Annotated in this window: 18 protein-coding genes; 1 reads left to right on the forward strand and 17 read right to left on the reverse strand. The window is 38.2% G+C overall.

Going from position 1 to position 19354, the window contains the following annotated elements:
- The 13 genes from ACQ76V_RS09025 to ACQ76V_RS09085 all read right to left on the reverse strand — a co-directional run.
- Positions 1 to 1030 (reverse strand): EpsG family protein (locus ACQ76V_RS09025; RefSeq protein ID WP_441000163.1); only part of this gene is annotated, 1030 nt, incomplete at its 3' end.
- Positions 1018 to 2154, reverse strand: coding sequence for a hypothetical protein (locus ACQ76V_RS09030; RefSeq protein WP_441000164.1), 1137 nt, complete (start codon positions 2152 to 2154; stop codon positions 1018 to 1020). The genes ACQ76V_RS09025 and ACQ76V_RS09030, both read right to left, overlap by 13 nt.
- A 50-nt stretch (positions 2155 to 2204) precedes the next feature.
- Positions 2205 to 3074, reverse strand: a complete 870-nt coding sequence (locus ACQ76V_RS09035; protein ID WP_441000165.1) for a glycosyltransferase family 2 protein — start codon at positions 3072 to 3074, stop codon at positions 2205 to 2207.
- A gap of 2 nt (positions 3075 to 3076) precedes the next feature.
- Complete coding sequence (locus tag ACQ76V_RS09040; RefSeq protein WP_441000166.1) at positions 3077 to 4048, reverse strand: glycosyltransferase family 2 protein; 972 nt, start codon at positions 4046 to 4048, stop codon at positions 3077 to 3079.
- A gap of 61 nt (positions 4049 to 4109) precedes the next feature.
- Positions 4110 to 4763 carry a PIG-L deacetylase family protein gene (locus ACQ76V_RS09045; RefSeq protein ID WP_441000167.1) on the reverse strand — a complete coding sequence of 218 codons (654 nt, stop codon included), beginning with the start codon at positions 4761 to 4763 and terminating at the stop codon, positions 4110 to 4112.
- Positions 4760 to 5587 (reverse strand): sugar phosphate nucleotidyltransferase, encoded by an 828-nt coding sequence (locus ACQ76V_RS09050; protein ID WP_441000168.1) that lies wholly within the window; start codon positions 5585 to 5587, stop codon positions 4760 to 4762. Before ACQ76V_RS09050 ends, ACQ76V_RS09045 begins: the two co-directional genes overlap by 4 nt.
- 41 nt (positions 5588 to 5628) lie before the next feature.
- Complete coding sequence (locus tag ACQ76V_RS09055; protein WP_441000169.1) at positions 5629 to 6912, reverse strand: methyltransferase domain-containing protein; 1284 nt, start codon at positions 6910 to 6912, stop codon at positions 5629 to 5631.
- Positions 6913 to 7262: 350 nt separating this feature from the next.
- Positions 7263 to 7715, reverse strand: a complete 453-nt coding sequence (locus ACQ76V_RS09060) for a putative capsular polysaccharide synthesis family protein (RefSeq protein ID WP_441000170.1) — start codon at positions 7713 to 7715, stop codon at positions 7263 to 7265.
- Positions 7716 to 7813: 98 nt separating this feature from the next.
- The gene (locus ACQ76V_RS09065) at positions 7814 to 8200 is read right to left on the reverse strand and encodes a hypothetical protein (RefSeq protein WP_441000171.1); all 387 of its coding nucleotides are present in this window, start codon (positions 8198 to 8200) and stop codon (positions 7814 to 7816) included.
- Between the two features lie 205 nt (positions 8201 to 8405).
- On the reverse strand, positions 8406 to 9686 hold the full coding sequence (locus ACQ76V_RS09070) for a methyltransferase domain-containing protein (protein WP_441000172.1): 1281 nt from the start codon (positions 9684 to 9686) through the stop codon (positions 8406 to 8408).
- A 445-nt stretch (positions 9687 to 10131) separates the two neighbouring features.
- On the reverse strand, positions 10132 to 11160 hold the full coding sequence (locus ACQ76V_RS09075; protein ID WP_441000173.1) for a hypothetical protein: 1029 nt from the start codon (positions 11158 to 11160) through the stop codon (positions 10132 to 10134).
- A 91-nt stretch (positions 11161 to 11251) separates the two neighbouring features.
- Positions 11252 to 11809, reverse strand: coding sequence for a hypothetical protein (locus ACQ76V_RS09080; protein WP_441000174.1), 558 nt, complete (start codon positions 11807 to 11809; stop codon positions 11252 to 11254).
- 227 nt (positions 11810 to 12036) lie between these two features.
- Positions 12037 to 13062, reverse strand: coding sequence for an NAD-dependent epimerase/dehydratase family protein (locus ACQ76V_RS09085; RefSeq protein WP_441000175.1), 1026 nt, complete (start codon positions 13060 to 13062; stop codon positions 12037 to 12039).
- Between the two features lie 539 nt (positions 13063 to 13601).
- On the opposite strand from ACQ76V_RS09085, the gene ACQ76V_RS09090 reads away from it, so the two are divergent.
- A complete protein-coding gene (locus ACQ76V_RS09090) occupies positions 13602 to 14633 on the forward strand; it encodes a hypothetical protein (protein WP_441000176.1) in 1032 nt (343 codons plus the stop codon).
- 98 nt (positions 14634 to 14731) lie between these two features.
- Here the strand turns inward: ACQ76V_RS09090 and wecB are convergent, their stop codons facing one another.
- The 4 genes from wecB to ACQ76V_RS09110 are packed head-to-tail and all read right to left on the reverse strand — an operon-like array spanning position 14732 to position 19320.
- Positions 14732 to 15829, reverse strand: a complete 1098-nt coding sequence (gene wecB / locus ACQ76V_RS09095; RefSeq protein ID WP_441000177.1) for a non-hydrolyzing UDP-N-acetylglucosamine 2-epimerase — start codon at positions 15827 to 15829, stop codon at positions 14732 to 14734.
- A gap of 40 nt (positions 15830 to 15869) precedes the next feature.
- Complete coding sequence (locus tag ACQ76V_RS09100) at positions 15870 to 17273, reverse strand: nucleotide sugar dehydrogenase (RefSeq protein WP_441000178.1); 1404 nt, start codon at positions 17271 to 17273, stop codon at positions 15870 to 15872.
- Complete coding sequence (gmd, locus tag ACQ76V_RS09105; protein WP_441000179.1) at positions 17236 to 18336, reverse strand: GDP-mannose 4,6-dehydratase; 1101 nt, start codon at positions 18334 to 18336, stop codon at positions 17236 to 17238. The genes ACQ76V_RS09100 and gmd overlap by 38 nt, the downstream gene beginning before the upstream one ends.
- 36 nt (positions 18337 to 18372) lie before the next feature.
- Positions 18373 to 19320: a GDP-L-fucose synthase family protein gene (locus ACQ76V_RS09110; RefSeq protein ID WP_441000180.1), complete on the reverse strand. Its 948-nt coding sequence runs from the start codon at positions 19318 to 19320 to the stop codon at positions 18373 to 18375.
- Between the last annotated feature and the right edge of the window lie 34 nt (positions 19321 to 19354).

Consider the following 19354-nt stretch of genomic DNA (forward strand, 5'->3'; position numbering starts at 1 on the left):
CTAAATTTGCAATAGATGAATATCGGCCTCCTGACGGCAGAGAACTAAACAAGTTGGCAATCCCACAAAACAATAAGACAAATGAAAATAAACTCTTCCACCTACGATTATTTTCAAAGAAAGCTTTCCCTTGCCAGAAAAGTACAATTAAAAATCCCATCACCGACCATCCCAGTGCTCTGCCATACCATATAGCATACCAAACGGTGTCCTTTTCGACACCATCTCGATAAGCTTCTACCTTATCCTCTCCCCTATAACTCGATGAACGCTCTTGAATAATTTCGGGAGCATAATTATCAATAATATTATTAAAGGCCGTAAGGTTTATCTCAGTAATAAAAAATGTGGCTAAAAAAAATATGAAATAAATTACTAACCTATTACCAGCTATAAGATAACTCAATAAAATTGCCACCGGTACCAAAAAGGCAAAGTGCACCAACAGTGATAAAAAGCAAAAAAGTATTTTTCCCTTTTTATTGTCAAACAAAAATGGCAACAGCCCATAAATAAATATGTGTGCAGCTGTCCAAAACCGAAACCCATTCATCTTCCATATTGGAATGATCAGAAATAAGCATGCTATCAAAAGAATTGTTATTGGCTTTATTTTTCCCTCCAAGCGTTCCAAAACAAACCAGATGTTGCGGGAAAAGAAAAAGCCAAAAATAATGCCATAAATTAAAGTAAGCACAGCCTGACTACCCGTAACTCTTGAAACAGTAACAGCAATGAACGTTCTTAATACATCAACCTCTCCACTCTTTTTATAATATTCTATTGCGTCAGCGGGACTCATATCAATACCATGCAGATACTCTACTTCCTGAACATATCGGGTAATATCACTGTCTACACTTTCTGCTCCTATTGCAAATGCGAATCCGTAAAATGCTACGAACGCCCAAAGTATATTTTTTCCCCAGCTGGATGAATAGTTTTTAAATGCTGAGGCCAAAGCCAAAAATGGCCAGATCAAAAATAGTATAACGGCATAATATCCTGATTTATCATTTAGGCTTTCCATTGATATTCACCCTTATCCGCTAAGTGTATGAAACGAGAACAAACATTTTCTATACGATATTGATCCATATCTCCAAAATCATAACTGTTACTGTAATCCCCCCACAAAAACTCATTGATGACTTTTCTATCGATTTTAAAACTTGATACCGACAATACGGGACGACCGGTCAAATAGTAATCGATTAATTTACTGGGCAATTGAAGTGTAGTATCATTTTCAAAATTCACTAAGAAATCCATGGTTGCTAAGAACTGTAGTAACTTTTCTCTTGGGATATAATCTCGGACTTCGATTTTTCCATTTGCCTTTTCTAAGTAAGGTTTAATCAACTCAGAGTTCTTGGTAAATATGATAAACTTATACTCAATATTGAGTGAAGTTAGGTATTCGAGAAACAAACTGGGATCCCTTCCACCTGGAATTAAACCTCCGGCATAGGCAAAAGTTGGAACGTTATTTTCAGTGTGATTTATTTCGCTGAGGTCAATTTCATCAAAGTTAAATCCCTGGGGGATTACTTTAATTTTATCTCTGAACTCAGGATAATATCCTTCTCTCGCTTCTTTTATAGGTATGGTTATAAAATCTGTCTTTTGGCAAAAATTTTTCTCAAAAAATTTAAAATATGGCATCTTGTTAAATGAATCTAAAGCAGATCCCATATAGGGATCCCCACAATCAGCCACCCACGTTTTTGCTATAGGATTTTCTTTTCTCCAGGCCCAGGCTACTCCCCAGTGAATGGGATGTGGGACTGCTATTGAAATCAATAGATCATACCCTGTTTCAAAGGCCAGTGCTTTTTTTACACGATACATAAGTTCAATATCAGGATACTCAAAAAGTTGGTACAACCCCCGTCGTATAACTCTTTTGCCCATTCTCTGTATGTTTCCATTACCATTTAAATTAATCTCAGGTAATTTTAATGGGCCCAAATCTTTAATGCTTATCTCAAACTCTTTTTCAAAGGGAATGTGATGCTTATTATTTTTTACGGTCAATAGTGTCACGCCATGCCCCTGACGAGCAAACTCCTTGACAAGCTCAGTAGTTCGAAAGGAGCGAGGAGAATTCATCGGATAAAATGAGCGGGATACTATTAGGATATTTTTCTTCATTTTTAGCAATTCGTCATGTTATAATAGTCTTGATTATACACTGCTACTTATTACTCCCTTACTTTATCAGGATTTATCAATCGAAGTATGACCCCCACATAAATGATAGCGCGATACATAAACTTCATTAGGTCAATGGAATAAACGATGACCCGCTCCTTCATACTTAATACTACTGTTGATCTCTTTTTTCTGCCAGTTAATCCCCCCTTAATATGGCTGCCAAGCATTCGCAACTCGCTGTACCCATATTCTCTTTTCACCTTTAGAGCTCCTCCACATGTTAAGCGGTAATGCTTTTTAAATATAGTTTGCAAATTCCGTGCCGGGTGTTTAACCTGCACATCATCAGCATAAATCATTTGGTAACCAGCCTTGGTACACCTAAGTGTAAACTCCCAGTCACCGCCTGATTTAATTGCCATATTAAATCCACCAACCTTTTCAAACACATCTTTTTTAACAAATAAATTGGCTGTTACCCCCTTTCCCAGGGGTACATTTTTTTGCTGTGGAAATGCTGTTACACGCTCATACATGTAGCCATATTTACTTCCCCCTTCCGGCTGAAAAATCTCAACCTTACCCCCAACCAGATCATTCGCTTCATTTAAATATTTTTGTGCATTGTTCAACCAGTTTTTATCGGGAATACAATCTGAGTCTGTAAATGCAACAATATCACCGGTGGCTACGGCCGCTCCTTTATTTCTCGCGGCGTAAGAGCCGGGTTTGGGCTCATGGATAAGTTGAACACGACACGGCAAATGTACCTCTTCCGGTATTACCCCATGCTCACTATTATCTACCACGATAACCTCATACTGATCGCGAGACAATGTTTGACCTTCCAAGGCCATAACACACTGTTGCAACCTTTGCCAATCGTTATAAGTGGGTATGATGACAGAAAACTTCATTTTTAAGAACTCCTCCTAAGCTCAATACCAAATTTTTTAAGTACTTGTAAAAACAGCTCTCGAGTAAACTTTTTCAGAAATCTTCCTGTTTCAAATTCTAATCCCAACTCATCAAGTACTTCCAACTGTCTTTTGAAATCTTCCATTGACTTTGAGTCAAAGAAATTTCTCGCAAGCAGGATGTAATAAAGATTTATTCTTTGCATATAACTTTTCTTGAGCTCCTTCTCAGTTAGAAAAAATGGCCCATAGGTCAACTGGTTATACAATTTCGCATGAATGAATGCGAAGCTTTCTTTTGCCTCCGTATTAGATATCGTGTCTTCGTGACGGCGTGAAAACGTCAAAACTTGATGCACAAATCCCAGGTCAGACTCTTTTAGTATATCGATACAAGCTCCCGTATCCGAAGCTTGGTGTGACTCTTCAAACACCTTATCTCTTTTTAATATCAGATCGGACCGAAACAACAATGAAGTTGGAGAACCAAATACAGAAGATCCGTTCAATAGATATCTCCGGGCAATATCTTTTCCTGAATTAAAATTACTGGGATATGGAAGCCCATCTAAATGGACTTTATTGTTTACTAAGCGATAAGCACTTACAATTCCCACACTGGGATATTCTTCCCCAATCTCCACCATCTTTGACAGGCAATCCGGAAATATCCAGTCATCAGCACAAATCATCTTGCAATATTTACTATCTGGTGATATCTGACGAAAAGCATGGTTCAAATTCTTCATCTGGGGTAAAAACTCCTCATTATCATAAATACGAATCCGTTCATCCTTTTCGGCGTATTCCTGCATAATCTGCAAACTGTCGTCTGTACTATAGTTATTTAGCAGTATATACTCCCAGTTATCATAATCCTGATTGAGGACACTTTCTATACATTCCCGCAAGAACTTTCCACCATTGTAAACCGGGGTTACAACAGAAATAAACGGCTCTTCTTTAATACTCAATATTTCTGATTTATTTTTCAGCATAAAAAGTCCAGTGATAATATTTTTAATCTCTCTTTGACTAAATAGTCAATTTTCTACTATAAAAAGCTTCGGCATATTTACCTTTTGAAGCACACTCTATACCCCTTATTCGGGGCATTGAAGTCAACAAAGAATCATCTAACCACTGTTTATTTTGCTGACTTTTAAAACAACTCGTTATAATCTCATTTCTCTGTTTAATCTGATCTTCATTTAGCGGAACAAATAAATTCGGATTTCCAATATCTCCATCGTATTTAGGTATTTCGTACTCAAAAATTAGATGATTACGAAAGGTATTCCACGTCAATTCATTTAAGGTTCTGTGATCTTGATGCAGATCATTTCGGTAATGAGTAAATATGATATCAGGTTCAATTTCTTTTTTCAGATCCTCAAATCTTACTTTTATTTCACTCCAAACCGATGGAAGAAATCCATCCTGATAATCATAAACATCTACATCTGCATTCTTTACTGATTTCAGAAATTCTTTTGCACTTGATTCTGCTTCTTTTTTACGTACTTCATTTGAGGTAAAGACAACCCATTTAATGTGATCTATTTTGTAATTCTCAATCATATGCAAGACTGTGCCACCACATCCTATTTCAATATCATCACAATGGGCCCCTAAAAAGAGCATTTTTAATCCTTCCTTGTTGGGAGTGGAAAACTTAGCACTTATCATAACGCCTTAGCTCCATTCTGCACTTTTGTTGTTGCAATTTCCTGACCATTCTGATCCCATACTTGCCAAGGGGTTATCCCTTCGGCATACATATCGTCTATTTGTTGCTTATCCTTGAAGGTATCAAGCGGCATCCAAAACCCCTCGTAGCGGTGTCCATACAACTTCTTCTCCTTTATCAACCGTTGAAAAGGTTCCATAACCAACTCTTCCCCATAGTTTATGTAATCGAAAATTTCATTTCTCAATACAAAAAAGCCGGCATTAATAAATAGCCCTGACTTTGATATGGGATTTATACTGTTGACCATGCCATTGTCTCCAAGCTCTGCCACATGAAAACTCTGTGTGGGTTGGTAGGCTAAAAAACCTCCTGTCTTGCCCGACTTTTTAAACTGGTCGATCATCTCATTGAGGGGCATGTCGGACAACCCGTCTGCATAATTTGCCAAGAACATCTCTTCTCCTTCAAGATAGGGACGTACTTTCATTAGACGTTGTCCCACATTCGAGGTCATCCCCGTATCAACGAACGTAATATTCCAGTCATCCAGATCAGAATTGAGCAGTTCAATTTCTCTTTTGCCATTATTCAATACAAAGTTATTAGAAGTGTACTCCTCATATTCAACAAAATAGCGTTTAATGAAATCGCCTTTATGCCCAAGGCAAAGGATAAAATCTTTATGGCCGAAATGAGCATAATACTTCATAATATTCCAGAGTACCGGGCGGTACCCCACCTTAATCATTGGCTTAGGAACCTCTTCTGAATAATCACGCATTCGCATTCCAAGTCCACCGCAAAATAATACTACTTTCATTTTTTTGTTTTCTATTTGAAGTTTTCCATTAAATACTTCCGTTACTGAGCGATAACTTGCTCTTGATTAACTATGGATTGGGAATCCAGGATTTCCGGTTTAGGAATTGGAATAATGAATTTTCCGCCCCACTCTGAGATATAGCTTATTTGTTTCATAATCTCCTCTTTTAGATTCCAAGGCAGAATAAAGACATAATCCGGTTTGCTTTCCCTGATTTTATCAGGATGAAATATTGGGATCAGTGAACCCGGCAAATATTGGCCATGTTTGTGGGGATTGCGATCCACAGTATAATCGATAAAGTCGGTACCGATGCCGCAATAATTCAACAGTGTATTTCCTTTACCCGGAGCCCCGTAACCGGCTATCGCCTTACCCTTATTTTTTAACTCGATAAGCAACGCTAAAATATCTCGTTTTGTCTGCTGTACATTTTTGTCAAATGATTTATAGAAATCTATGTCCAGATACCCCTCTTCTTTTTCCCGTTCTATTATACGCTCTACATTCTCACTTACTTGATGATTGTCATTAGACTCTCTGGTAATGAATATCCTTATTGATCCTCCATGCGTACTCAACTCTTGGACGTCAAAAATTTTCATCCCGTGTTTTTCGAATATTGATTTCACGGCAATAAGCGAGTAGTAAAAGAAATGCTCGTGATAGATCGTATCAAACTGATTGTTATCCACGAGCTGCATAAGATGAGGGAACTCAAACGTCATAATTCCTTTTTCACTCAGCATTACCTCAAGACCCTTGATAAAATCATTGATCTTAGGAACATGTGCTAAAACATTGTTTCCTAAAATCAGATCAGCCGGCCGGTAGTTCTTTTTGAGAATATTAGCCGTTTTTTCACCAAAAAATACTTTTTCAGTCGGAATTCCTTTGGCTACTGATTCCCGCGCTACATTTTCTGAAGGTTCAACACCGAGAATCGGAATCTTTTTCTCCTTAAAATATTGAAGCAGGTACCCGTCATTGCTGGCAATTTCAACGACAAATTGATCACGGTTAATTCCGTAATCTTTCACCATCATATCCACATAATCACTGGCATGTTTTAGCCAAGAGTCTGAGTAAGAAGAGAAATAGTAATAATCCGAATAGATATCCTCGGGTTTAACATACTCACCAACCTGAACCAATAAACATTCTTCGCATACATAAGCATGCAGTGGATAAGATTGTTGTCCCTTGTTAACATGTTCCGGCTTTACAAACTCTTCGCAAAGAGGAGATGTACCCAAATCCGCAAATGTATGCTTGAGTACGTTATCACAATTAAGACACTTCAAATTCCCCGATTCATTCATCGTTTTTTCAATTAAAATTTAGATGTCATAGTTAACTCTTATACTTGTTCCCATAACCTTCATACCCGTAATTTTTAGTTACAAGAGTTGTGCCAATTAATTAAGACTTCTAAAAAATAATAGTCCCTATAGCTTGTTGATCCATCCAGATCACTAAAGGACTTCGGGGGGAGAGAGAATGCTATAATGGATAACGTTTTAAGAAATGCAGCACTGTGTTAAGGACTCAAAACCGAGTAAATCTTACAGTACACAATGAAATAAATACTCATTATAATGTACCATTGATTGACCTCGCTTCACTCACATCCCAATGACTTATCCTAAATGAGCACTTCCAATTACAACGTTTAAGCCCATCTTTTTCGAAAGGTTGCAATTTCCTTATCCGTATAAAAGTGACGAACATAATGTGATTCATACATCTGATCTAAATACCAATCGGGAATTTTAATAGTACGCTTGAACTTACTGTACACACCCGAATATTCTTTTTGATCACCTTTATTTTGAATGCTTTTAATTGTTAGATCTTTCCCAAGGAATTCCTTAAATGCTTCTTCAAAACGATTGTTAAGATTCTTCATTCGAAGAAGTAACACAGATATATTGTTTTTCTCATAAATGTGGTAGCCTTTTTTGCTGGAAAAATCATATTGGAATACATCGATATCAAAGACCGTTTTTAATTCCTGATCAAACCAGGTGAGTGGATCACAATCAATAAAGTTAATTCGATTTCCAACAATATATTCTTCAACAAAAAGCGTTTTTAGTTCCTCCACAATAAAATCTTCACTCATTTGACTACGCTTTAAAAGAATATCATAGCTAAACCATTTTTTAAGATTTTGAAAAAACGATGAGATATTCCTGGCAACAGGATCTCTTGTAAGAGTTATTATCTTGAATTTATCCCCCCCCCAGAACGTGCAAATTTATTACTAAAATAAAATCCCCTGGAAAGATAGTTTGGAAATACATCGATTTTTATTCCCGCATCTTTATTTTTGCGTAAGTGATTAGCTAAAAACTTCTGGTCTGTATTCAAATTCCTCTCATTCAGCCAGTGCAGATGATAAACTGAATATTCTTCCAGTTGATTTTTAAGAGAATATGTTATGGTAGTTGAACCCACCTTACCCATTGTATAAACTAAGATGGGATGTTTTATTTCTTTTCGGACAAGCGATAAATAGGTATAGTATTTGGCAAATAATGCATAGTTATTTCTCAGATATATTACCAAATCAAAATATCTGAGTTTTTTCAATATCAATTTTATCATAACCATTAGTACAATTTCTATTTGAGTGAAGCCTCCCGCTCAAATGTAATCTCTATTAACTATCCTCGTTCATCTAATTGTATAAGGGGATCAAATCACAGATAGCCCTCTCATTTATTCATAGAGTAATTAGCCATCCATCAGATTTCGCAGTTAAAATCATCCGGCAGATACTTAACATTTATAACTGGCTAGCTCGGCAATCCTATAATCCGCTGGTTAATACCGGCAGCTCTAATTCCATCGGTCTCGAATTAATAACCATAGGTTGGGGGATGGGAATAATAAACTGAGCGCCCCACTCCGCTACGTATTGCAACTGATTTATAATTTCATCCTTCAAATTCCAGGGCAGAATAAAAATATAATCCGGCTTCGTATCTCGAATTTTATCGGGTGCTAAAATGGGAATTAAAGACCCCGGTAAATAATGACCTTGTTTATGGGGGCTTCGATCTACGGTATAGTCGATAAAATCATTGCCAATTCCACAGTAATTCAAGAGTGTGTTGCCTTTTCCGGGAGCTCCATATCCAACAATCGACTTTCCCTGATTTTTCAGATTGAGAAGCAACCGCAAAATATCTCTTTTCGTTTGTTTCACATACTCACCAAACAACTTGTAAAAATCGATATTTAGATATCCTTTCCGTTCTTCCTCCTGCAACAATTGACGTACATTCTCGGATACCTCATATTTTTGATTGTTAGCCCGAGTGACAAAAATCCTAATAGATCCCCCATGTGTACTCAATTCCTGCACATCAAAAATGGTAAATCCATGTCTTTTAAACAGGGATTGTACGCTGTGCAACGAATAATAGAAAAAGTGCTCGTGGTAAATGGTATCAAACTGATTGTTTTCAACAAGCTGCATTAAGTGGGGAAATTCAAACGTCATGATTCCCTCCTTTTTCAACATAATATCCAGCCCCTCAATGAAATCATGAATACGCGGAACATGAGCCAAAACATTATTTCCAAGGATTAGATCTGCAGGCTTATATTTCTTTCGAAGACTTTTGGCCGATTCAGTACCAAAAAACACCTTCTCGGTGGGAATACCTTTGTCTAATGCTGCTCGGGCAACCGTATCAGACGGTTCAACCCCCAACATTGGCACCTTTTTCTGCTTAAAATACTGAAGCAGGTACCCGTCATTGCTGGCTATTTCTACCACAAAACTCTCTCTATTGATATCATACCGATCCACCATAAAATCTACATATTCCTCGGCATGACGCAGCCAGGAATCAGAGTAGGACGAAAAATAACTGTAATCTTCATAAATTTTTTCAGGGCTCACACATTTACCCACCTGAACTAAAAAACACTCATCACAAACATAGGTATGCAACGGATAGCTCATTTGTCCCTCATTGATTTGGTCCGGTTTTATAATCTCATTACAAAGAGGGGATGTTCCTAAATCTGCGAATGTATATTTTAGCTGGCTACCACAATTCAAACATCTTAACTCTTCCATAATTTTTTCTCTCTTGGTTATCTATCTCATTTAAAAGCCTTTAACATGAGGAAAATTCTGTAAACTACATCTTATCCCTTTTTATGTTACAATAGGTGTGCCAATTCCTAATTTTTTTAATATAATCCATCATTTGTGAGGGTAGAGACTCTTCTCTTAGATCTCCAAATGCATTTTTCACCCATAAATTGTAGTTGAAAAATTCTAAATGGGAGAAAAGGAATAGCATTGGCAATTATAGATGAGTAATTTTTTCTGTCGGATATAAAGAATTTACTCGTCTAAATTTTTACCCTCTCTCGTTTATGAATGGGGCAAATCATCAATCCAACAGATTGAATAGAAAAAATTATTTATCTGCCTCTAATTTCACTTAACAATAGTAAAAAGAGTAATTTTAAAGGAAAGAATACGAAATATTTTTTCTCAGATTCTAAACGTTTTCCTAGAGACCCCCACTAGTGGAAGTTCCGGTAAGGTCCAACTCATTTCTAATACTGAAATTCATCAGGATTCTGTAGAAATATCGTGCGGATATAGCTACAGCACCAAGCATAATAATTGTATTTATAAAATTTCCGCCCAGAATAGTTTGGAGCCCAAAATCTATTGCAAAAGGATTACCGATAAAAGAATAAAACGCCCATACAGGAATTGATACAATAAACAGCTTTAGAAAGCCTATACTTTTGAAAAATCCTTCGAGCCTGTTAAGCCAATGTTTAACACTTTCAAAATTGTATAAATACGCCCAGTTAACAAATAAAGCATAAGCAAGGAGATTCGTTGAAAATGAAATTCCCATTGTTAATTGAACCCCAAAATGAAAGAAACATGCTAAAGCACATACCAATCTGAAATTCCTGAGAGAAAACACAGAGAAAATAAAAGCTGATTCTATGAGTATAGTACCATAATCCAAAAATTTTAGAAGATAAAAATGGTTTTGAGACAATAGATACGTTGCCAAAATCGTTTCACGTTCAGCGACAAAATAGTTCCGAACGAGGTGGCCTGCCAACGCAGAAGTCGATGGATCCAGCCAACCGCTGACAATTTTGGGGATAGCAGCTGTTAACATTGCCAAGCCCATCAGCAAGGCAAATAAAGGAACAGCCCATGATTTTCCGTTTTGAGTATTCTTCACTTTTGAAACCGGATTGCCCCAACTGGATGCCAGAATCAATGGAATAATAATCAAAGGTATATCATGATTAACTTTGCCAAAGGAATACTCCCAGGCAGCTCCCAAAAAGAAAAGCATTCCGACTGCTATAGAAGTATAAAATGTTTTATAGCCAACAAGAAGTGATAAAAGAGATGCTATCAGTAAAAAATTTAAAATGTAGAAAAAATAAATATCAGGAAATCCGGAAAAGAAAAGCGTAATCCCTATTCTCGGCAAAAAAAATGTATCGGGATAATTACTAATCCACAGGTATCTTGGCAAAAGTACCATAAAAGCAAAGAGCACATAAATTATCCGGTAGATTGGTAAGCTCTTGGTGATCGAATCGTATTCAGAAAATACCCACTGGGAAAATATTGAATTACTTTTAACCATTTTATAAAAATATTGTAGTTTTACCAATTAGCTCGCGTTGTTGGTTCAGTAGATTGTCGGGAGAATACAAATCTTTGTACCAATTGAATGAAATTTTCTCTGGATTTTTATCAGGCGAAATCATACCTATTTGTTCTCTGAGCCATTTTAAGGTTTCCGGATTGTGTTGAACTTCATATAAACTTCGTTGTCTACTTGTAAAAAATCCTGGTATAATTGGCTCCAACATTTCAAACCGTTTATAGGGAGTTGTTCCCGGTTTTTCATCGATAGGCTGAAATTTACTAATCAATGACCAGTGGAGAGAGGTAGGAGCGTTATAGAATAATTCTCGAGGAGTAAGCAAAAGTGGATCATTATTCTCAAATGTTATCTTTATCTTCACACTTTTAGTCTCGTAAAAGCCGTCCTCGTTCATGTTGTTCCCATAAAAGGGAGGCATTCTCAGTGCAGGATACGGTTCTGATATATAGCGGTAAACCAGTACTTCCTGAAGAACAAAAAGTACAATTACAGAACTGAAAAAAAATTTTAGTTTCTTTTCCGATAGCCAACTCATAATTGTTTGAATATACTTCGAGAAGTGAATAACTAAGGTAGATAAATAACACTTCCCCTATTTATTCATCTCTCATTTTTTATTTTTTAGGATTAGGCAGTTTTTATACTTTCACTAATAAGTGATTGTTACATTATTGTAAGCAATAAGTTCTATGCCAAATTAGAGGGAGGTACCACCCAATGCACCTCCCTCTGAATATTCACTATCCATAGCCGAGTAATTACTTAAACCCAAAATAGATCCTGACTCAGCTGGTTGGTCCCTAACAAAAACTTCAATTGCTTCAACCTTGTATATGGTTTAGCGTTAAAAACCTCAGGATCTAAATCAATTTTCTTGAATAGTTTATATAATTCCTCTGCTCCATCTTCTGCCGTATATTCACATGAAAATCCAGGCAGTTGGCTGTTTATCTTATCAAACGAAACCCGGTAACTGCGGTTATCACCCCCGTTATCTCCAAAGGTGGTTTTACATCCCGGGAAGGCTGCGCCGACTATCTCCGCAATCTCTCGTACTCTAAAATTCTCCTCAGTATCACCTACATTAAACACTTGATTGTGGATCGATTCGATAGGGGCTTCTAACGAGCAGGCAATAGCTTTACAGATATCTCTCACGTGCACCAACGGTCGCCATGGCATTCCATCACTGATCATCTCAATAACACCCGTCGTCCAGGCAAGGCCTGCCAGATTATTGAGTACAATATCAAATCTCATTCGTGGCGAAGCTCCATAGGCAGTAGCATTGCGCAAGAACGTGGGCGAAAAATGCTCATTAGCCAACTTTGAAACATCCCGTTCTACCCTTGTTTTGCATTCGGCATAAGGTGTTTGCGGGCTAACTTCTGACTCTTCGGTTTTGTAACTGTCATCTCCTTCTCCGTACACACTACACGATGAAGTATACACAAACCGCTCAATACCAGCCTGTTTGCAAAGCTTTGCCAAACGAACACTACCTTCGTGATTGATTTTATAAGTGATTTCAGGATTCAACTGTCCCAACGGGTCATTCGATAACTCGGCAAGATGAGCTACAGCATCAAATCCTTCCAGATCTTCTAAAGTTATCTCTCGAAGATCTTTATTGATATACGATGGATAGACCGTTTCCCCATTGTTAAAGAGCCATCCCGCTCGGTAAAAACCTGTATCAAGTCCCGTAACATCATGCCCTCTCTCTAATAAATATGGACCTAAAACTGATCCGATATACCCATCTGTACCCGTTACTAATATTTTCATAATAGTTCCCAAATATGATTACCAGTACCGCTTCACTAACATCCAAGAAGAAACAGTACTTAATTTTGAATAGTTACAGTCTCTTTCATTTTCTGAGACCAACTTTATGGGAATAAATTCAATAAGCGTGCCAACTGTATCCAGGTAATCAAATACCCCTACTTAGAACAATCACAAGGAATATTAAATATCATTCAATAATAAGAACGGTCATTCAGATGAATATTTACTCAATCGTATTGTAAATATTACGCTATTGCTCGCAACTAAATAATTGGTTTAAGTGGATAAGTAATAATTGGGAAAAGAGATCCTGCTAAATACAAAGTGGTACAGATGTTGTTGCTAAAAAGTTGAATTATGATGATACAAGGCTTTTCAACGGTTTCATCTTAGACGGTAATAAACTGCCAATAACTATAATTAATCTCGACCTTAGGGGAGTACAAATGAAAACAATCAGTAAACGTTTATCAATAATATTATTAGCCGGAATGGTATTGGGCCTATCTTCCTGTGAACAAAGTTCGCAAGTTAGCTTGAGTGAAAGCTTTACATACCTTAAATCGGTGACGCCAATTGAGGGCGCACAAAATACCACCATGAACCTTGAGGCTGAAGTTAATCCAAATAGCTTCTTCAACGTTACTCTTGAAGATGGATCTATTAGGGAGGGATGGTGTGTTGAGTGGAACGACGATTATGTCAAAGGAGAACAAAAAGGAGTTAAATTTTACTCCACCAAAGGTTATGTAGAATGGAAAGCATTAAATTATTTCATGAGCATAAAAGATCAGCTACGAATGAATGACCCATCTTTAACCTATCGTGAAATTCAGGTAATCATTTGGTCACTTATTGATTATCCATCATTTGACGTTGATAAAATAAGTGAATACAAAAATATGCCTTCGAGCATCTATAGCAATGGAGGAGCTCATTTTGATGTGCAAAAAGTAAAAAATATCGTAGCGGAAGTGCGAAACTACACCAACACCAAACAGAAAATGTTATCCAAGCTTCAGGGTGTTACGCTTATCGAAAACGACGGGCAAACGATTATGATGGGCAACGAAACAGCATTTGCAGTCAAAACAGTTGCCGAAAATGGGCAAAAGAATACTGACAGCAATTATTCCACTTGTTTTGATGAAGAAATTATTGCTAATGTTTCGTTTAATAATTGGGGTTGGACCAATGGACTAATTACTGAGAATAACAGCGAACAAACTTTGGATATATATGCCGGTGCTGGACAATGTGATTTAAGAAAAGGCACGTTAGTTGGAATTCTTACCGCTGACTATACAGACGGAACGCTTACGGTAACATATACTATGACTGAGCAATCATTCTTTACAAACGCTCTCTATACATTGTTGGAAACGCATTTGTATGTGGGATCCACTCCCTATCCGCAGGTGTCTAACAATGGGTATACGGTAGCTCCGGGCCAATACGGCAACCAAAATTCTCATGATAATATTACCGAATATACTTACGAAGTAGATGGACTTTCCGGTGATATTTACTTTATTGCCCATGCCGTTGTAAATGGGTTTCAGCCGTAATTTTTCTAACACTTCTTTAAATTGAAAAGGGAGGCCAAATAATATTTGGCCTCCCTTTTTTTGAGCCTTCCGGAGTGAAGATTAATGGGTATTAAAAGCTAAATCTGCTCTTTAATGGTCTTCAAAATCCGGTACGTCGCCTTTCCGTCCCACTTGTCTGGAATAGATCCTTTCTTATAACGTCCCTCCTTGATAGAACAGATGACTCGCTTTATTTCCTCCAAATCGAAAGGAACAAGTGTATTGGTCCCAATTTGTATCGTCGATGGACGCTCTGTATTTGGACGTAGCGTCAAACATGGAACTCTCCTAAACGTTGATTCCTCCTGAATACCCCCACTGTCGGTAAGAATATATTTACAGCTGGCTATTAATTTTTGGAAAGCAAAGTAATCCATGGGTTCAGTTAATAGCACATTTTTATTTGTGATCAATCGATCGTGCAGATCAAATTCTTTAAGCTTGTTAACGGTTCGTGGATGAATAGGAAATACCAACTTTTCAGACTGAGCTATTTCCTCAATTAAGTGAATTAGCTTGATCAACTCCTGCTTATGATCAACCGTTGCCGGGCGATGCATAGTCATAAGCACAAAATTGTCTTTTGTAAGTCCCAGCTTTTCCAAAATAGGTGAGTCGTTAATCTTATCATTAAAGGCTACCATCGTATCAATCATGGTATTACCGACAAAAAAGAGCTGATCTTCGGTCTTACCGTTTCCAGAAAGATTCCGCATTCCGCTCTGCTCAGTGATGAATAGATAGTCGGAAATTTCATCTGTTAAAATACGATTAATCTCTTCCGGCATCGTCCGATCACCGCTTCGTAAACCACTCTCTACATGAGCCAGTGGGATGTTCATTTTATTGGCCGTCAGTGATGCTGCAAATGTTGAATTTACATCCCCCGTCACTAAAATTAAATCGGGTTGTACCTCTTGCACCACCGGCTCCAAACGTTTCATAACTTCTGCCATCTGGTTATTTGGGGATGAGGGAGGGATTTCCAGAAAATAATCCGGGGTCAACTCAAACTGCTTGAAAAACACATCGGCCATTTTATCGTCATAATGCTGACCGGTATGTACAATTTTGATATCAAAACTCCCCGGAAACTCCTGCTCTGCCACATGTTTAAACTGTGTGACCTTAATAAAATTAGGCCGTGTACCCACTACAACTAATAACTTTTTCATCCTAACATTGTTGACTTGTTTCTCCCGATTAAAGAGACATCTATGCCTTCCAAATCTGGGAACTGGTTCGTGGTTGAATATTTTTCATCGCATTGCGGGTATCAATAATAACATCATTCCAATCGGCCAACTCTTGGTAATTTATATCAGAGTGATTGGTTGAAATAATTACAGCATCAAATTCCGAAATGGTTTCTTTATTCCACGCCACGGTCTTTAGTCCAGTCCAGTCTTTATGCTCTCTTGTTTCCCATATTTCGGGTATGTAATGATCGTAATAAGAGATATTAGCCCCATATTTATTCAGCAGATCCATCAGCTTAAAAGTCGGTGATTCTCGCAGATCATCTACATCGGGCTTATACGCAAGACCAATAATCAACACATTACTATCATTAACCGCCTTGTGGTGTGAATTCAGGGCCTTAATCGTCCGCTCTACAACATATCGCGGCATACTGGTGTTTATTTCACCGGCTAATTCAATGAAACGCGTATTTTGCTCATACTCACGGGCTTTCCATGTTAAATAAAACGGATCAATGGGAATACAGTGCCCGCCTAATCCCGGGCCGGGGGTAAACTTCATAAAGCCAAAAGGCTTGGTAGCTGCGGCATCCAATACTTCATGAATATCAATACCCATTTCCTGGAAGACGACTTTCAACTCGTTAACCAGTGCAATATTCACCGATCGGAATATATTTTCGGTGAGCTTAACCGCTTCGGCCGTTTTATTATTTGAAACGGGGACCGTTTCCACAATAACGGAATCATATAATGCCTTGGCGACAGCAAGAGCATCAGCCCCGTCGGCCCCAACTACTTTTGGAATTTTAGCAGTATTAAAATTTGGATTCCCAGGATCTTCGCGCTCCGGGCTATATGCCACAAAGAAATCCTTGCCTGATTGCATTCCTGAAACTTTCTCTAAAATCGGAATAATAAGCTCGTCGGTTGTCCCGGGATACGAAGTCGATTCTAATATAACCAGCTGCCCTTTTTGAAGTTGTTTAGCAATAGTCTGTGTTGTTTGCTCAACATATTGCATATCAGGCTCGCGGTAGGTATTCAACGGAGTTGGCACACACATAATAATGGCATCTACCTCGCTAAGTTTTGCAAACTCAAGGGTCGCCGAGCACCGATCCGAAGCTGCAAGTTTTTCCATCATATCATAGCCAAGATGCTTTATATAAGGCTTGCCGCTTTCGATATTATTAATTTTAGTCTGATCCACATCAAAACCAACAACCGGAAAACCCTTTTCATGGAACGTCCACATAAGGGGAAGTCCTACATAGCCAAGACCAATAATACCTATCTTAGCCGTACGATTTTGGATGTGATTAATGAATTTTTCTCGTAATTGAACAATGGGCTTCGGCTTTACTATGCCCGTATTATTATTGGATGTAATTGGAAAGCTTGGAATAGTCTTCATCTTTATTATTTATTATGAGGTTAATTTTTTCTTGGTCTTCACGAACCATCTCTTCAATAAGTCCTTCAAAGGTATATTTAGGAGTCCATCCCAATTTTTGTCGGGCTTTGGTGGCATCTCCAATAAGTAGATCCACTTCGGTAGGACGAAAATAGCGGGGATCTATTTCAATAATCACATCCCCTGTTTCTGCATTTATCCCCTTTTCATCAATCCCTTTACCAATCCATTTGAGCGTAACACCGGCATGGTAAAATGCCAATTCACAAAGCTCTCGTACACTGTGGGTTACCCCTGTAGCTAACACCAGATCTTCAGGATCATCCTGCTGAAGCATTAGATACATGCCTTCGATATAATCCTTTGCATGTCCCCAATCCCGTTTAGCTTCCAAGTTTCCAAGATAGGTTTTCTCCTGTAAGCCGGCGGCGATACGAACGGCTGCACGCGTTATTTTTCGGGTCACAAACGTCTCTCCGCGAACGGGGGACTCGTGGTTAAACAGAATCCCATTTACCGCGTACATGCCATAAGCCTCACGATAATTTACAGTAATCCAGTAGGCATAAAGTTTGGCCACACCGTAGGGGGAACGCGGATAAAACGGTGTGGATTCGCACTGCGGAACTTCCTGCACCTTACCATAGAGTTCACTTGTGGAAGCTTGATAAAATTTAGTTTTGTCTGCTAAACCCAGAATTCGGATAGCCTCAAGAATGCGAAGAGTTCCCAGTGCATCACTATTGGCAGTATATTCAGGAGCTTCAAAAGATACCTGTACATGACTCTGTGCTCCCAAATTATAAATCTCATCGGGTTGGGTATCCTGGATAATACGAATCAAATTTGTTGAGTCGGTTAAGTCACCGTAATGAAGATAAAACGGTAGTTCATCAGCATGAGGATCTTGATAAATGTGATCAACACGACCGGTATTAAATGAGCTTGATCGGCGTTTAATACCATGCACCTCGTATCCTTTTTGCAGTAGAAAATCTGCCAAATACGAACCATCCTGGCCAGTTACTCCTGTGATCAATGCTACTTTTCTATTCTCTTTCAAACCATCCCTCACTATTTATTTAAAACTTATTTTACGTTATAGCTTTACTTCTTTTAACTGATTTGTATTCTGCAGAAACCATCGGTATGTTTCCGTAAGGCCTTCTGACAACGTCTTATTATGCTTCCATCCCAAAGCGTGTAATTTGGAGACATCCAGAAGTTTTCTCGGTGTCCCATCAGGCTTAGAAGTATCCCAAATAATTTCACCCTCATGGCCTACTATCCGTTGTATCAAGTATGCAAGCTCACATATTGAGATATCTTTGCCCGTACCCACATTATACATATCCCCCTCAATCTCGTTTTCTACGGCAAAAAGAATAGCCATGGCCAAATCCTGAACATGCAGAAACTCCCTCTTGGGTGCTCCCGTCCCCCATAGCGTTACAGGAGCATGACCGTTTTCAGTCGCCTCATAAAATTTTCTGATCATAGCCGGTACTACATGTGAAGTCTCGAGATCAAAATTATCTCTGGGACCATATAAATTCGTCGGCATCAGCGAAACGTAGTTACGTCCATATTGACGATTTAAGGCTTCACAAAGCTTAATACCCGCAATCTTTGCAATCGCATACCACTGATTGGTTGGCTCCAAAGAACCAGTCAACAAATACTCTTCTTTGATAGGCTGCGAGGCATGCTTGGGATAAATACAAGAACTGCCGAGAAAAATGAACTGCTTCACATTATATTTATGAGCAGCATTTATCACATTCGTCTGAATGGCCAGATTATCATGTAAGAAAGGATATGGATTTTGATCGTTAGCCAAAATACCTCCCACCCTTGCAGCCGCCAAAACAATGATATCCGGGCACTCTCTTCCAACAAACTCATTCACGACTTGCTGGTCACGCAGATCCAGCTCACTGCGAGATCTGGTTACAATATTTGAATAACCTTTGCTTTTAAAAAGCTCAAGCGTAGCTGCCCCTACCATCCCCCGATGACCCGCTATATATACTTTATTTTGTTTCATATCCTGATTTTCAAAGAAATAATAATTCTGTGTA

The organism is Fodinibius sp. SL11, assembly GCF_052060035.1.
Classification (GTDB): Bacteria; Bacteroidota; Rhodothermia; order Balneolales; family Balneolaceae; genus Fodinibius.

Excerpts from the sequence above, each read along its gene's own strand:
- ACQ76V_RS09030 (WP_441000164.1), bottom strand. The coding sequence starts at position 2,154 with ATGAAGAAAAATATCCTAATAGTATCCCGCTCATTTTATCCGATGAAT.
- ACQ76V_RS09035 (WP_441000165.1), bottom strand. The coding sequence starts at position 3,074 with ATGAAGTTTTCTGTCATCATACCCACTTATAACGATTGGCAAAGGTTG.
- ACQ76V_RS09045 (WP_441000167.1), bottom strand. The coding sequence starts at position 4,763 with ATGATAAGTGCTAAGTTTTCCACTCCCAACAAGGAAGGATTAAAAATG.
- ACQ76V_RS09050 (WP_441000168.1), bottom strand. The coding sequence starts at position 5,587 with ATGAAAGTAGTATTATTTTGCGGTGGACTTGGAATGCGAATGCGTGAT.
- ACQ76V_RS09055 (WP_441000169.1), bottom strand. The coding sequence starts at position 6,912 with ATGAATGAATCGGGGAATTTGAAGTGTCTTAATTGTGATAACGTACTC.
- ACQ76V_RS09060 (WP_441000170.1), bottom strand. The coding sequence starts at position 7,715 with ATGAGTGAAGATTTTATTGTGGAGGAACTAAAAACGCTTTTTGTTGAA.
- ACQ76V_RS09065 (WP_441000171.1), bottom strand. The coding sequence starts at position 8,200 with ATGATAAAATTGATATTGAAAAAACTCAGATATTTTGATTTGGTAATA.
- ACQ76V_RS09070 (WP_441000172.1), bottom strand. The coding sequence starts at position 9,686 with ATGGAAGAGTTAAGATGTTTGAATTGTGGTAGCCAGCTAAAATATACA.
- ACQ76V_RS09080 (WP_441000174.1), bottom strand. The coding sequence starts at position 11,809 with ATGAGTTGGCTATCGGAAAAGAAACTAAAATTTTTTTTCAGTTCTGTA.
- ACQ76V_RS09085 (WP_441000175.1), bottom strand. The coding sequence starts at position 13,062 with ATGAAAATATTAGTAACGGGTACAGATGGGTATATCGGATCAGTTTTA.
- wecB (WP_441000177.1), bottom strand. The coding sequence starts at position 15,829 with ATGAAAAAGTTATTAGTTGTAGTGGGTACACGGCCTAATTTTATTAAG.
- ACQ76V_RS09100 (WP_441000178.1), bottom strand. The coding sequence starts at position 17,273 with ATGAAGACTATTCCAAGCTTTCCAATTACATCCAATAATAATACGGGC.
- ACQ76V_RS09110 (WP_441000180.1), bottom strand. The coding sequence starts at position 19,320 with ATGAAACAAAATAAAGTATATATAGCGGGTCATCGGGGGATGGTAGGG.